Origin of the sequence: Stappia sp. (assembly GCF_040110915.1) — a bacterium.
Lineage (GTDB): Bacteria > Pseudomonadota > Alphaproteobacteria > Rhizobiales > Stappiaceae > Stappia.
Map to the genome: position 1 here is coordinate 4134583 of NZ_CP157793.1, position 15028 is coordinate 4149610.

14 protein-coding genes are annotated in these 15028 nt (G+C 66.7%); all 14 read left to right on the forward strand.

Going from position 1 to position 15028, the window contains the following annotated elements; all coding sequences use genetic code 11:
* The first annotated feature begins 415 nt into the window (after positions 1-415).
* The 14 genes from ABL312_RS18525 (at position 416) to ABL312_RS18590 (ending at position 14975) form a co-directional block, all read left to right on the forward strand.
* A complete protein-coding gene (locus ABL312_RS18525) occupies positions 416-1741 on the forward strand; it encodes an aspartate aminotransferase family protein (protein WP_349358880.1) in 1326 nt (441 codons plus the stop codon).
* Positions 1742-1776: 35 nt separating this feature from the next.
* The gene (locus ABL312_RS18530; RefSeq protein WP_349358881.1) at positions 1777-3273 is read left to right on the forward strand and encodes a CoA-acylating methylmalonate-semialdehyde dehydrogenase; all 1497 of its coding nucleotides are present in this window, start codon (positions 1777-1779) and stop codon (positions 3271-3273) included.
* An 89-nt stretch (positions 3274-3362) separates the two neighbouring features.
* On the forward strand, positions 3363-4619 hold the full coding sequence (locus ABL312_RS18535; RefSeq protein ID WP_349358882.1) for a Zn-dependent hydrolase: 1257 nt from the start codon (positions 3363-3365) through the stop codon (positions 4617-4619).
* A gap of 48 nt (positions 4620-4667) precedes the next feature.
* The gene (locus ABL312_RS18540; RefSeq protein ID WP_349358883.1) at positions 4668-4886 is read left to right on the forward strand and encodes a hypothetical protein; all 219 of its coding nucleotides are present in this window, start codon (positions 4668-4670) and stop codon (positions 4884-4886) included.
* Positions 4887-4968: 82 nt separating this feature from the next.
* A complete protein-coding gene (locus ABL312_RS18545; RefSeq protein ID WP_349361488.1) occupies positions 4969-5139 on the forward strand; it encodes a hypothetical protein in 171 nt (56 codons plus the stop codon).
* 251 nt (positions 5140-5390) lie between these two features.
* On the forward strand, positions 5391-6848 hold the full coding sequence (gene hydA, locus ABL312_RS18550) for a dihydropyrimidinase (protein ID WP_349358884.1): 1458 nt from the start codon (positions 5391-5393) through the stop codon (positions 6846-6848).
* Between the two features lie 127 nt (positions 6849-6975).
* A complete protein-coding gene (locus ABL312_RS18555; RefSeq protein ID WP_349361457.1) occupies positions 6976-7743 on the forward strand; it encodes an ABC transporter ATP-binding protein in 768 nt (255 codons plus the stop codon).
* 23 nt (positions 7744-7766) lie between these two features.
* Entirely contained in the window at positions 7767-8333 is a 567-nt protein-coding gene (locus ABL312_RS18560; RefSeq protein ID WP_349358886.1) for a hypothetical protein, read from the forward strand.
* Positions 8330-8947: a hypothetical protein gene (locus tag ABL312_RS18565; RefSeq protein WP_349358888.1), complete on the forward strand. Its 618-nt coding sequence runs from the start codon at positions 8330-8332 to the stop codon at positions 8945-8947. The genes ABL312_RS18560 and ABL312_RS18565 overlap by 4 nt, the downstream gene beginning before the upstream one ends.
* Positions 8944-9531, forward strand: a complete 588-nt coding sequence (locus ABL312_RS18570) for a hypothetical protein (RefSeq protein WP_349358889.1) — start codon at positions 8944-8946, stop codon at positions 9529-9531. The genes ABL312_RS18565 and ABL312_RS18570 overlap by 4 nt, the downstream gene beginning before the upstream one ends.
* A complete protein-coding gene (locus ABL312_RS18575; protein ID WP_349358890.1) occupies positions 9528-10448 on the forward strand; it encodes an ABC transporter permease in 921 nt (306 codons plus the stop codon). Before ABL312_RS18570 ends, ABL312_RS18575 begins: the two co-directional genes overlap by 4 nt.
* Positions 10445-11638, forward strand: a complete 1194-nt coding sequence (locus ABL312_RS18580; RefSeq protein ID WP_349358891.1) for an ABC transporter permease — start codon at positions 10445-10447, stop codon at positions 11636-11638. Before ABL312_RS18575 ends, ABL312_RS18580 begins: the two co-directional genes overlap by 4 nt.
* A 34-nt stretch (positions 11639-11672) precedes the next feature.
* Positions 11673-12650 (forward strand): ABC transporter substrate-binding protein, encoded by a 978-nt coding sequence (locus tag ABL312_RS18585; protein ID WP_349358892.1) that lies wholly within the window; start codon positions 11673-11675, stop codon positions 12648-12650.
* Between the two features lie 222 nt (positions 12651-12872).
* Positions 12873-14975: a methyl-accepting chemotaxis protein gene (locus tag ABL312_RS18590; RefSeq protein ID WP_349358893.1), complete on the forward strand. Its 2103-nt coding sequence runs from the start codon at positions 12873-12875 to the stop codon at positions 14973-14975.
* The last annotated feature ends 53 nt before the right edge of the window (positions 14976-15028 follow it).

Sequence of the window (15028 nt, forward strand, 5' to 3'; positions counted from 1 at the left end):
AAGCGTTCCTAGGCTCGATTTGACCATTTGGTCAGGTTTTTCGATCTGACTCAATGGATAACACGCGACGGACCGCCGGCACCACATCAACGAGACCGGACGGCCGCACCCTTCCAGTTCGCGATCACGACCCAAGGTCGCGGTCCGAAAGGCTTTCGCGCCCATCGCGCGGGGCTCTGCCGCAGCCGCGCATGTGCCGCGCAATCAGGTCCGCTCCCGCCGATCCGGCGCGGGGTGTGATCGCCGGCATGTGAATGCGATCTGCGGGAAGACGGGGAACGAGAGGCGGTGCTAGGCTGCGGCCCGGCACGGCACGTGGAGTGCATGGATCCTGGCCATGGCACCCGTGCGGCCACTCGCATCACCAAGACGCAAGACCCCGCGTGCGCCGCGCGCAAGGGGTTTCGGAGGATCCATGTCGCAGCCCGCGCTCAACACCAACAATCTCGACGCCTTCTGGATGCCGTTCACCGCGAACCGGCAGTTCAAGCAGAACCCGCGCCTCTTCGTCGGCGCCGAGGGCATGTACTACAAGACGGCCGACGGGCGCGACGTGCTGGACGGGACCGCCGGCCTGTGGTGCTGCAACGCCGGCCACGCCCGGCCGAGGATCACCGAGGCCGTGCAGCGCCAGGTCGCCGAGCTCGACTACGCGCCGGCCTTCCAGATGGGCCATCCGCACGCCTTCGAACTGGCCGCCCGCCTGTCGGCGCTGATGCCGACCCCGCTCGACCATGTGTTCTTCACCAATTCCGGCTCGGAATCGGTGGAAACCGCGCTGAAGATGGCGCTGGCCTATCACCGGGTGCGCGGCGAGGGATCGCGGACGCGGCTGATCGGCCGCGAGCGCGGCTATCACGGGGTCAACTTCGGCGGCATCTCGGTCGGCGGCATTGTCGCCAACCGCAAGATGTTCGGCACGCTGCTCGGCGGCGTCGACCACATCCGCCACACCCACGATCTGGAGCGCAACGCCTATTCGCGCGGCCAGCCCGAGAGCGGCGCCGAGTATGCCGAGGAGCTGATCCGGCTGGTGCAGCTGCACGATCCCTCGACCATCGCGGCGGTGATCGTCGAGCCGGTCGCGGGCTCCACCGGCGTGCTGATCCCGCCCAAGGGGTACCTGGAGCGGCTGCGCGCGATCTGCGACCAGCACGGCATCCTGCTGATCTTCGACGAGGTGATCACCGGGTTCGGCCGTCTCGGCTCGCCCTTCGCGGTGGAGCATTTCGGCGTGATGCCGGATCTGGTGACGACGGCTAAGGGCATCACCAACGGCGTGATCCCCATGGGCGCGGTGTTCTGCACCCGCGACATTCACGACGCCTTCATGACCGGCCCGGAGCATCTCATCGAGTTCTTCCACGGCTACACCTATTCCGGCCATCCGGTCGCCTGCGCGGCGGCGCTCGGGACCCTCGACACCTATGAGGAGGAGGGACTGCTGACCCGCGCGGCGGAATTGGAGGACTACTGGGCCGACGCCCTGCACTCGCTCAAGGGAACGCGCCACGTCATCGACATCCGCAACATCGGCCTGATCGGCGCGGTGGAACTGGAGCCGATCGCCGGCGAGCCGACGAAGCGGGCCTTCTCCGCCTTTCTCAAGGCCTATGAGGCCGGGTCGCTGATCCGCACGACCGGCGACATCATCGCCCTGTCGCCGCCGCTCATCATCGAAAAGGGTCAGATCGATCAGCTGGTCGACACGCTGCGCAGCGTGCTCGAGAGCATCGACTGACCGGACAAGAGCCGTTCAACCCGCAAGGTTCGTTCATGACCGTGATCGAGAATGCCATCGGCGGCGCCCGCGTCGCCTCCCGTTCCGCCCGCACCGCGCCCGTCTTCAACCCGGCGACCGGCGAACAGACCGCGACCCTCGGCCTGTCGACGGCCGCGGAGGTGGAAGAGGCGATCGCGGCGGCGAAAGCCGCCTTCCCCGCCTGGCGCGACACGCCGCCGATGAAGCGGGCGCGCCACATGTTCCGCTTCAAGGAACTTCTGTCCGCCCATGCCGACGACATCGCGCGGGCGATCTCGGCGGAGCACGGCAAGACGCATGACGATGCGCTGGGCGAGGTCGCGCGCGGCATCGAGGTGGTGGAGTTCGCCTGCGGCATTCCGCATCTGCTGAAAGGCGAATTCGCCCGCAACGTCGGCCCGGCCATCGACAGCTATTCCGACCGTCAACCGCTCGGGGTCGTCGCCGGCATCACGCCGTTCAACTTCCCGGCGATGGTGCCACTGTGGATGTATCCGATCTCGGTCGCCTGCGGGAACACCTTCGTCCTCAAGCCGTCGGAGCGCGACCCGTCGGCGGCGATGGTCGTCTACGATCTCTTCCAGAAGGCCGGGTTCCCCGACGGGGTGCTCAATGTCGTGCACGGCGACAAGGAGGCGGTCGACGTCCTGCTGACGCATGCCGATGTGAAGGCGATCTCCTTCGTCGGCTCGACGCCGATCGCGGAATACGTCTATGCGACCGGCACCGCCCACGGCAAACGCGTGCAGGCGTTGGGCGGGGCGAAGAACCACATGATCGTCATGCCCGACGCCGACATGGATCAGGCGGCGGACGCGCTGATGGGCGCGGGCTACGGCTCGGCCGGCGAGCGCTGCATGGCGATCTCGGTCGCCGTGCCCATCGGCGAGGACACCGCCGACCGGCTGGTCGAAAAGCTCAAGCCCCGGGTGCAGGGGCTCAAGATCGGCCCCGCCACCGATCCGGACGCGGAGATGGGGCCGCTGGTGACGGACGCCCACATGCGCAAGGTGTTGGGCTACATCGACCAGGGCGAAAAGGAAGGCGCGGAACTGGTCGTCGACGGGCGCGGCTTCTCGCTTCAGGGCTACGAGAACGGCTATTTCGTCGGCGGCACGCTGTTCGACCGGGTGACGAAGGACATGACGGTCTACCGGGAGGAGATCTTCGGCCCGGTGCTGTCGGTGGTGCGCGCCGGCGGCTACGACGAGGCGCTCGATCTGATCAATTCCCACGAATATGGCAACGGCACCGCGATCTTCACCCGCGACGGGGACGCCGCGCGCGCCTTCGCCGACGGCATCGAGGTCGGCATGGTCGGCATCAACGTGCCGATCCCGGTGCCGGTCGCCTATTTCTCCTTCGGCGGCTGGAAGCGTTCGCTCTTCGGCGATCATTCGATCTACGGCGCGGAAGGCGTGCGCTTCAACACCCGGCTGAAGACGGTGACCACCCGCTGGCCGGCCGGCATCAAGGACGGGGCGGTCTACACCTTCCCGAACATGGACTAGGGCGTTCGACAGACTGACAGGCATCCCGTCGGGGGGAGCCGGCGGGCACAAGCGCCACCGCAAGGCATCACCACCGGAAGGGAGCAGACATGAACGCACCGGCCAAGAACATCCGCATCGACGGCGACCGGCTGTGGGACAGCCTGATGGAGATGGCCAGAATCGGACCCGGGGTCGCCGGCGGCAACAACCGCCAGACGCTGACCGACGCCGACAACGAGGGCCGCAAGCTGTTTCAGGCCTGGTGCGAACAGGCCGGCATGTCCATGGCCGTGGACACCATGGGCAACATGTTCATGACGCGCGCGGGCACCGATCCGGACGCCGATCCGGTCTACGTCGGCTCGCATCTCGACACCCAGCCGACGGGCGGCAAATACGACGGCGTGCTCGGCGTGCTCGGCGGACTGGAACTCATCCGCACGCTCAACGACCTCGACATCAAGACGAAACGGCCGATCGTCGTCACCAACTGGACCAACGAGGAAGGCACCCGCTTCGCCCCGGCCATGCTGGCCTCGGGCGTCTTCGCCGGCATGCACGACCAGGACTGGGCCTACGGTCGCGTCGACGCCGAGGGCAAGGCGTTCGGCGACGAACTGAAACGCATCGGTTGGGTCGGCGACGAGCCGGTGGGATCGCGCAAGGACAGGATCCACGCCATGTTCGAACTGCACATCGAGCAGGGCCCGATCCTCGAGGCGGAAGGCAAGGACATCGGCGTCGTCACCCACGGCCAGGGCCTGTGGTGGCTGCAGGTCACGGTGACCGGAAAGGACAGCCACACCGGCTCCACGCCGATGCCGATGCGCCGGAATGCCGGTCTCGGCATGGCGCGCCTGACGGAGCTGGTGCACGAGATCGCCATGAGGCATCAGCCCCGCGCGGTCGGCGCCATCGGCCACTGCGACGTCTATCCCAATTCCCGCAACGTGATCCCGGGCAAGGTGGTCTTCACCATCGACTTCCGCTCGCCCGACCAGACGATTCTCGACGGCATGAAGGCGGAATTCGAGGACCGCGCGCCGAAGATCGCCGAGGACCTGGGGCTTTCGCTGGAGATCGAGCCGGTCGGGCACTTCGACCCCGTCACCTTCGACGAGGGCTGCGTCACTGCCGTGCGCTCGGCCGCCGAACGGCTGGGCTACAGCCACATGGACATCGTCTCGGGCGCCGGCCACGACGCCTGCTGGATCAACCGCATCGCGCCCACCTCGATGATCATGTGCCCCTGCGTCGACGGGCTGTCGCACAACGAGGCGGAGGAGATTTCGAAGGAGTGGGCGACCGCCGGCGCCGACGTGCTTCTGCACGCGGTGCTGGAGAGCGCGGAGATTGTGGAGTGAGGGAAATCAGCCTATGATCCCCCGGTTGCACCACGAAAGGCGAGCCTTATGGCCGTGGATCCCCGCGAGGGCGTCACGAACGAGCTGCTGCTGGAAACGCTCAAGGCGATCCAGGGCACGCTTGCGCGCCACTCCGACGACCTTCGCGAGATCAAGACCCGACTTGGGATACTCGAGGCGCAATATGCCAGCCTTTCGACGCGCGTCGATCGGATGGACGAGCGGCTGGCGCGGGTTGAAAGACGGCTCGGCCTGGTCGAGGTCTGAAATCCGCTTTGTCAGGTTCGAGGACGACATTTGCTCCCTGACGCTTTGCTCTCCTGCACGTTCATCCGATGAGAATCGTCGGGTGCGCATCGGATTCGAACAGCCGGAGAGTCGATCCGAAAGCGGCAATGACCCGGTGACCCGCCATTGGCCATGGCGATGTAAAGCAATGGAGATCTCCAAGGACTTGGCGACCGCCGGCGCCGACGTGCTGCTGCACGCGGTGCTGGAGAGCGCGGAGATTGTGGAGTGAGGGACTTGCGTTGTGCCTGATGCGGCATTGCCGTGCCTCTCCGATCCCGGGTCGCGGCTTCGCCTTGCCCGGGAGGACGCGGAAATGGAGGAAACCCGCTCCGACGTCATCCCGGACGAGCGTCAGCGAGATCCGGGATCGGGGAGCCTGCACGGGCGGAGGCCGGGCGCATTCTGAGGAGCACTAGACCGCGGCAATCCAAGAGCCCGGAAACGGGCCGCGCGGTATGAAGACGAAAGAGGGGACCAGAGATGACCAGCAAAGTGATCAAGGGCGGCACGGTCGTCACCGCCGATCTCACCTATGAGGCCGACGTGAAGATCGAGGACGGCACCATCGTCGAGATCGGCCCGAACCTTTCGGGCGACGAGGTGCTGGACGCGACCGGCTGCTATGTGATGCCGGGCGGCATCGACCCGCATGTGCATCTGGAAATGCCCTTCATGGGCACCTATTCGACCGACAATTTCGACAGCGGCACGCGCGCGGCCCTGGCCGGCGGCACGTCGATGGTCGTCGACTTCTGCCTGCCGGCGCCGGAGCAGTCCCTGCTCGAGGCGATCCAGATGTGGGACAACAAGTCGACGATGGCCCATTGCGACTATTCCTTCCACATGGCGATCACCTGGTGGAGCGAGCAGGTCTTCAACGAGATGGAGACGGTCGTGAAGGAGAAGGGCATCAACACCTTCAAGCACTTCATGGCCTACAAGGGCGCGCTGATGATCGAGGACGACGAGATGTTCGCCTCCTTCCAGCGCTGCGCGGCGCTCGGCGCGCTGCCGATGGTGCATGCGGAAAACGGCGACGTGGTCGCCCAGCTTCAGGAAAAGCTGCTCGCCGAGGGCAACAACGGGCCGGAAGCGCACGCCTATTCCCGTCCGGCGGAAGTCGAGGGCGAGGCGACGAACCGCGCGATCATGATCGCCGACATGGCCGGCGTGCCGGTCTATGTGGTGCACACCTCCTCGGAGCAGGCGCATGAGGCGATCCGCCGGGCCAAGCAGAACGGCATCCGCTGCTACGGCGAGCCGCTGATCCAGCATCTCACACTGGACGACAGCGAGTACCGGCATCCGGACTGGGATCACGCGGCGCGGCGGGTGATGTCGCCGCCTTTCCGCGACAAGAAGCACCAGGACAGCCTCTGGGCCGGCCTGCAATCGGGCTCCTTGCAGGTGGTGGCGACCGACCATTGCGCCTTTACCACGGAGCAGAAGCGCACCGGCATCGGCGATTTCACCAAGATCCCGAACGGCACCGGCGGTCTGGAAGACCGCATGCCGATGCTGTGGACCCACGGCGTCGAGACGGGTCGGCTGACCAAGAACGAATTCGTCGCCGTCACCTCGACGAACATCGCCAAGATCCTCAACATGTACCCCAAGAAGGGCGCGATCCTGGTCGGCGCGGATGCCGACATTGTCGTCTGGGACCCGGCGAAGGAAAAGACGATCGCGGCCGCCAATCAGGTCTCGGCCATCGATTACAACGTCTTCGAGGGCAAGCATGTGAAGGGGCTTCCGCGCTTCACTTTGACGCGGGGACGCCTCGCCTTCGACGACGGCAAGGTGATCGACAAGCAGGGGCACGGCAAATTCGTCAAGCGCACGCCGTTCCAGGCGGTCAATGCCGCGCTGTCCACCTGGAAGGAACTCACCGCGCCACGCAAGGTGGAGCGCACGGGCATTCCCGTCAGCGGGGTGTGAGACCCGGGGCGGCCCTCAATGCCGAGGGCCGCCGCGATTATGCGGCATGCGGACGGAGACACGAGTGAGCCAGGGACACGCGACCACCACGGACGACGCAGCGGCGACGGCGGGGTGCCGATCCGTCATCGACATCGACAAGCTGTCGCTCACCTTTCAGACAAACGACGGTCCGGTGCATGCGCTGTCGGACATTGAGCTGACCATCGAGGAGGGCGACTTCGTCTCCTTCATCGGGCCGTCGGGCTGCGGCAAGACCACGCTTCTGCGCGTCATCGCCGATCTGGAGCAGCCGACCGGCGGCACCATCTCGGTCAACGGCATGAGCCCGGATGCAGCGCGGCTGGCGCGCGCTTATGGCTACGTCTTTCAGGCCGCCGCGCTCTATCCCTGGCGGACGATTGCCGACAACATCGCCCTGCCGCTGGAGATCATGGGCTTTTCCCGGGAAGAGCGCGCGGCGCGCATCGCGAAGAACATGGAGCTGGTCAATCTCGCCGGCTTCGAGCGCAAGTATCCCTGGCAATTGTCGGGCGGCATGCAGCAGCGGGCCTCCATTGCCCGGGCGCTCTCCTTCGATCCCGATCTGCTGCTGATGGACGAGCCCTTCGGCGCGCTCGACGAGATCGTGCGCGATCACCTGAACGAACAGCTCCTGAAGCTGTGGGACAAGACCCACAAGACCGTCGTCTTCGTCACCCACTCGATCCCGGAAGCGGTGTTCCTGTCGACCAAGATCGTGGTGCTCTTCCCGCGCCCGGGTCGCATCTACGACGTGATCGAAAGCGACCTGCCGCGCAACCGCACCCTCGACATCCGCGAGACGCCGGAGTTCCTGAAAATCGCGCATCGCGTGCGCGAGGGTCTTCGGGCGGGGCATTCCTATGACGACTGAGACATGCCGACGGAGAGGGGCCCATGACAGCTGAGGCGGTGCGATTCCGGGTCGGCTGGCGGGCGACGCGGATGACGCGGGCGCGCGACGGCGATGGCGAGCGCTTCACCGTCCTGTCACGGCAGAAGCCGCTCGCAACGGCTTTTGCCTTGCTGCCCGTGGGCTTCCTGGCCGTCGCCACGGTGATTTATGCCCGCGCGCATCTCGATATCGTCACCGCCGCGATGGTCGGCCTGCTCGGCTACATGCTCTACGAGCTGGCGCGGGCGAACTTTGGTTCGATCTTCGTGCGTCTCGGACCGCACGTGGAGGTCGCCGCGATGCTTCTGCTTCCCGGGATTGGCGCGGTGCCCCTGGGTCCGAGGCGGAGCTGGCCGCTGTCGGCACTGTCCAACGTCGCGCTGCTGCAGACGGAATACGGAAAGGCCAAGGCGAAGCCCGTCGACTGGCCGGGCTTCGGTCTGGAGATCAAGAGCGAGCGGGCCGCGCCGCAGCGCTTGGTCTCCGGCGTGACGCTGGAGCAGGCGCAGACCCTGCGCGAGGCGATCCTTGCGCGCGTGGAGCGGGCGACGCGGGAGGCGGCTTCATGAGCGCAGCGTCGCAGATGCCCACCGTGCAAGCCGCATCGACGTCCGGCACGACGAAGCGCCTCGGGCGCTTGTCCATCTACACCGACGAGATCGGCACCTGGATCGAGGTGACGGCCCGCCGCCCCCTGCCGGTCCTGGTGTTCCTGCTGATCGCGCTGGCCGGCTGGTCGATGGCGGGCTTCGTGTCGGTGTCCATGCTGTTTGGCTCCTTTGGCGGGCCGCCGGCGTTCTCCGTCTTCATCGCCGTGTGGTGTTCGCTCTGGGCCGCCGGCTGGGTCGCCATTGCCGCCGGCATCGTGTGGATGCTCGCCGGCCGCGAGATCCTGATCCTGCGCGACGGCGTGCTGACCAAGCGGCTGGTCCTGCCCTGGGTCGGGATCACCCGCGACTATGCGGCGGAGCTTGTGTCCGACCCGCGCCGCAACGAGGAGACCGGCGATCCCGACATTGCCCAGCACGAGGGGGTCGGCTTTCCGCTCGGGCGCTATGGCGCGGTCGCCTTCGAGCACGACGGACAGACCGTTTATATCGGGGCCGCGCTCGGGCCCAAGGCGGGCGATGCCCTGCTCGCGTCTCTTGAAACCTGGCTTGCGCGAAAGGAGGTGGCCGCATGACCGGCGAAACCCGGAAGATCGGCCGTCTGAGCATCTATTCCGACGCCGTCGGAACCTGGATCGAGGTGGCCTCGACCCGCAACGGGCCCGGCCTCGTGTTCCTCGGTCTGTGGCTTTTCGGCCTGAGTTTCGCCGGCTATCTGTCCCTGTCGCTGATGACCGCGCCGATGGAGGCCCCGGTCTTCGTCCAGTTCACCCTGTCCGTCTGGGCCGCGATCCTGACGCTGGCCTGGCTCGCGACCTTCCTGTCGATGATCTGGATGGTCCTGGGCCGCGAGGTCCTGATCCTGCGCGACGACACGGTGACGAAGCGCCTCGTCCTGCCCTTCATCGCCCGCTCCTGGCACTACCCGGCGGGGCAGGTCCGCGAGCTGCGCCGTGTCGAAGACAGGCCGCAACCCGAGGTTCCCCAGCATGCGGAACAGCACGAGGGCCTCGGCCTTCCGGTCGGGGCCTATGGGGCGATCGCCTTCGACTGCGACGGACGCACGGTGCACTTCGGCGCGGCGCTGAAGCCGCCCGCGGCGGCCGCGCTGCTTGAGGCCGTGGAGACTTGGTTCGAGCGGAGGCAAGACGCGGCATGACCTCGACGACGCTGTCTCCTCCCGCCCGCTCCCCCCTCGCCGGCCTGATGCAGGGCACCGCCGGGCCCGTGCTCGTGGTCGTCGCGGCCATCGTCGCGATCTGGTACGGCGCCGCCGTCCTTCTCAACACGCCGTTTCAGCAGGGCATCTACGAGCGCGCCGGCCAGACCGACGTGCCGCTGACGCGGCTGATCGCCGACACGCTGGCGCAGGACCGGCCCGTGCTGCCCGCCCCGCATCAGGTCGCCGTCGAGATCTGGGAGACGACGGCGGAAAAGAGCGTCACCTCGAAGCGCAGCCTCGTCTATCACAGCGGCATCACGCTGTCCTCGACCCTGCTCGGCTTCCTCTTCGGAACCGCGCTCGGGATCGTGCTCGCCATCGGCGTGGTGCATTCGCGCGTGCTCGACAAGAGCCTGATGCCCTGGGTGATCTCCTCGCAGACGATTCCCATCCTGGCGATCGCCCCGATGATCATCGTCGTTCTCAACGCGGTGGGGATCTCGGGCCTGCTGCCCAAGGCCTTCATCTCCACCTATCTCTCCTTCTTCCCCGTCACGGTGGGCATGGTGAAGGGGCTGCGCGCGCCCGAACTCATCCAGCTCGATCTGATGAAGACCTATTCCGCGAGCACCTCGCAAACCCTGTGGAAGCTGCGGCTTCCCTCCGCCATGCCCTATCTCTTCGCCTCCATGAAGATCGGCGTCGCGGCAAGCCTTGTCGGTGCCATCGTCGGCGAACTGCCGACGGGCGCCGTCGCGGGCCTGGGTGCCCGCCTGCTGGCCGGTTCCTACTACGGGCAGACGGTGCAGATCTGGTCGGCGCTGATCGTCGCCGCCGTGCTCGCCGCCGGCCTCGTCTCGCTGATCGGGGCGGCGGAAAAGCTTGTTCTCAAGCGCATGGGAATGGCCACATGAGCGCGCCCGTGACCTCGTCTCCCGCCGCGTCGTCCGCCGCCGTCCCGTCGGGGGCCGCGCGCCTCGGTCCCGTTGCGCTGGTGCTGTCGACCGGGGCGCTTCTGCTCGTCGTCGTCGGCTTCCTGTTTCCCGTGATCGACGGCGAGGGGGTGCGGCGCGATTTCGTCGATGTGCCGCTGGTGCTGCTCGGCGCGGTCGCGGCCCTGCTCGTGCTTGCCGCCTATCGGCTGAAGCGGCTGACCGGTGCGCTCGCCTGTCTTGCGCTGGGGGTCGTGTCCTATGGACTGGCCGCCGCGCTGATCGGGCTGATCGGCGGGCATCCGGGCGCGGCCGGCGGGGCGTTCTGGGCCTGTGTCGTCGTCGCCTGGGCGATGGCCTGGCTGTCGGTGGAGGAAATGGCGGCGCTCGAGCCGCGCGCGCCGGGGCTGCGCCGGGCGGTGGCCCTCGCCATCCCGCTCACCTTCGGCATCTGGCTCTTGATCCTGTGGCAGATCCTGGTCGTCGGTTTCGACGTGCCGAAGGTGCTGCTGCCGCCGCCGGCGATGATCTGGGACCGGATACTCGTGTCGCCGCATATCCTCTGGGCGGATTTCCAGCAGACTTTCCTCAAGGGCGTTCTGATCGGCTACGCCATCGGCTGCACCGCGGGCTTTCTGGTCGCCATCCTCGCCGACCGCGTGCCCTTCCTGCGGCGCGGGCTGCTGCCGGTGGGCAATCTCGTCTCCGCCCTGCCGATCATCGGCGTCGCGCCGATCATGGTCATGTGGTTCGGCTTCGACTGGCCGTCCAAGGCGGCGGTGGTCATCGTGATGACCTTCTTCCCGATGCTGGTGAACACGGTGACCGGGCTTGCCGCGGCGGATCGCATCCAGCACGACCTGATGCACACATATGCGGCAGACTATCGCCAGACCCTGCTCAAGATGCGGCTGCCGATGGCCATGCCCTTCGTCTTCAATGCCTTGAAAATCAACTCGACCCTTGCCCTCATCGGGGCCATTGTTGCGGAATTCTTCGGCACGCCGATTGTCGGCATGGGCTTTCGCATCTCCACCGAGGTGGGGCGCATGAACGTCGACATGGTCTGGGCGTCGATCGCCGTTGCGGCGCTCGCCGGATCTCTTTTCTACGGCTTGGTGGCCCTCGTCGAACGCTGGGTCACCTTCTGGCATCCGTCAGTCCGGGGATAACGGGCGGCGGGGCCGAAACCAGAGGGAGTAGCAGATGAAACGGACATTGCTTGCCGCGGCCGCGCTCGCCCTGGCCTTCGGGCCGGCACAGGCGGCCGACGAGGTCACCTTGCAGTTGAAGTGGGTCACCCAGGCCCAGTTCGGCGGCTATTACGTGGCCAAGGACAAGGGCTTCTACGAGGAGGAAGGCCTGGACGTCACGATCAAGCCGGGCGGCCCGGACATCGCGCCGCCGCAGGTGATCGCCGGCGGCGGGGCCGACGTGATCGTCGACTGGATGCCGTCGGCGCTGGCGAGCCGCGAACGCGGCGTGCCGCTGGTCAACATCGCCCAGCCCTTCGCCCGGTCGGGCATGATGCTGACCTGCCTGAAGGAGACGGGCATCACCAAGCCGGAGGACTTCCGCGGCCGGACGCTCGGCGTGTGGTTCTTCGGCAACGAGTATCCGTTCCTGTCCTGGATGAGCCAGCTCGGCATTCCCACCGACGGCAGCGACGACGGCGTGACGGTGCTCAAGCAGGGCTTCAACGTCGATCCCCTGCTGCAGAAGCAGGCCGACTGCATCTCAACCATGACCTACAACGAATACTGGCAGGTCATCGACGCCGGCATTCCCGAGAGTGAGCTCGTCGTCTTCAAATACGAGGATCAGGGCGTGGCGACGCTGGAGGACGGTCTCTACGTCCTTGAGGAGAACCTCGAGGACCCGGCCTTCGTCGACAAGATGGCCCGCTTTGTGCGCGCCTCGATGAAGGGCTGGGCCTATGCGCGGGAGAACCCGGACGAGGCGGCCGACATCGTGCTGGAAAACGACGCCACCGGCGCGCAGACCGAAAAGCACCAGCGCCGCATGATGCGCGAGATCAACAAGCTGACCGAAGGGGCCGACGGACGGCTCGACCCGGCGGACTATCAGCGCACCGTGATGACGCTCTTGAGCGGCGGCTCCGACCCGGTCATCACCAGGGAGCCGGAAGGCGCGACGACCACGGCCGTCACCGACAAGATGTAACCGCCGATCCGGCAAATCATGACGCGGGGGTGCGCAATCCACCCCTGCGTATTTCTTCGTAAATACAACCCTTGATTAATTTTTCGACCGCAGGTTGGGTAGAAAAAAATCATTTCCTAGGAAACGGGCTGCCGTTTACTTCCTGTTATCGCGGTGCAGCGCAAGCGTATCGTGAGGCGGCGGGCGGAAACCGGCGCATCCACGAAGCGACCAGGTGGCCCCATGTTCAAGAATGCGTCGATCACGGTGAAGCTCGTCGTCACGAGCAGCCTTGTGCTGTTCCTGACACTTGTCTGCGGAATATCCATCATTGCATGGCAATCGTCCCGGATCGCCAAGGACATCGCCATCGGCGAGGCCCGCGCAGTCGGCGAGCGTGAGGCCCAGTCGATCCGCCGTCAGCTCGAAAAGGGCCTGACGACCACGCGGAGTCTGGCCGAGGCCTTCACGGTCCTGAAGGCCAAGGGCGTGACCGACCGCCAGGCCTGGACGGAAATCGTCGTGCAGAAGGTGCGCGGCGACAAGACGCTGTCGGGCGCCTGGGGCGTCGTCATCACCGACGAACTCGACGGGCGCAACGCGGACTTCGCGAATGCCGACAGCTGGCACGACGCGACCGGGCAGTGGCGGCCCTATGTCTACCGCAATGCAGACGGCTCGCTTGGCCACCGTCCCACGGGCGAGATCACCGATGCGCCCGACAAGGAATGGTTCAACCACACCTACCGCACCGGCGATCTTTTCGCGACCGAACCCTACACCTGGCCCGTCGGCGACGACATGGCGATCGGCGTGTCCATGTCCGCGCCCATCATGGATGGATCCAAGATCCTGGGTGCGGCCGGCATCGATGTCTTCGCCACCGGCTTTTCGGAAGAGCTTGCCAAGATCAAGCCGCTGGGCACGGGCATGATCATGCTTGTGTCGCAGGTCGGTACCTGGGTGGCGCATCCCGATACCTCGCTGATCGGCAAGCCGTTCCGCGAGGCGTTCGTCGACGACGAGGCGGCCGGCGCCGATCAGGCGCTTGCGGCGATCGCGGACGGCCGGGCGCTGGACTACACCGGCTTCTCCCGCGCGCTCGGCGAGGACGTGATGCGCATGGTCATTCCGGTGGAGATCGGCGAGACCGGGCAGACATGGTCGGTGCTCGTCAGCGTGCCGCTGTCGAGCCTGAACGTGGCTTCCAACACCATCGTGATGTGGATCGTCGGCGTCGGCCTCGTGCTGCTCGTCGGCGTCGGCGCGGCGCTTTACATCGTCGGCCAGCGCATCATCCGCAAGCCGGTGGAGCGCACGCTCGACCACATCCAGGCGCTGATCGACGGCAATTACAGCGTCGACATCGACACCGCCGAGCGCTCCGACGAGATCGGCCGCATCGGCAAGGCGCTCGAGGTCTTCCGCGAGAAGTCCGCGCAGGCGGAAAGCCTGTCGGCCCAGCAGGAGCAGGAGCAGAAGCGCCGCATCGCCCGCGCCGAGGAGGTCGCCCGGCTGACCGGCGATTTCGACGCCTCCGCCGCGCAGCTTCTGGCATCGGTGGCCCATTCGGTCGAGAACCTGAACGCCGCCGCCGGCGAACTGACCGGCGCGGCGGAAAACACCAGCGCCCAGAGCACGGCCGTTGCGGCCGCCTCGGAAGAGGCCTCCTCCAACGTCGGCACCGTGGCGGCGGCGGCCGAGGAACTGTCGGCCTCCGTCTCCGAGATCTCGCGCCAGGTGCGCGCCTCCGCCGATATCGCGGAGAGCGCGGTGTCGCAGGCGGAGCAGACCAACACCAAGATCGAGGGCCTGTCGATCGCCGCAAGCCGCATCGGCGAGGTGGTGAAGCTCATCAACGACATCGCCGAACAGACCAACCTTCTGGCGCTCAACGCGACCATCGAGGCGGCGCGCGCCGGCGAGGCCGGCAAGGGGTTCGCCGTGGTCGCGGCGGAAGTGAAGGAACTCGCCACCCAGACCTCCAAGGCCACCGACGAGATCGTCGCCCAGATCCAGCAGGTGCAGACGGAAACCGACGGGGCCGTCGGCGCGATCCGCGAGATCTCCCGCACCATCGAGGAGATCAACCGGATCTCCGGCGATATCGCGGCGAGCGTCGAGCAGCAGGGGGCCGCGACCAACGAGATCGCCATGAACGTCCAGGAGGCGACCGCCGGCACGCAGGATGTGTCGCGCAACATCGCGGGCGTCTCCGAAGCGGCGCAGCTGACCGGCAGCGTGGCCCTGCGCATCCGTCAGGACGCCGAGACGCTGCAGAACGAGGAAAAGCGCCTGCGGCAGAACGTGGAAGCCTTCCTCTCAGGGATCCGCGAGGCGAGCTGACCGAGCCGCCGTTGCTGCCGGGACCACCGGCTCCAAACAGGCGAAAGGCGCGC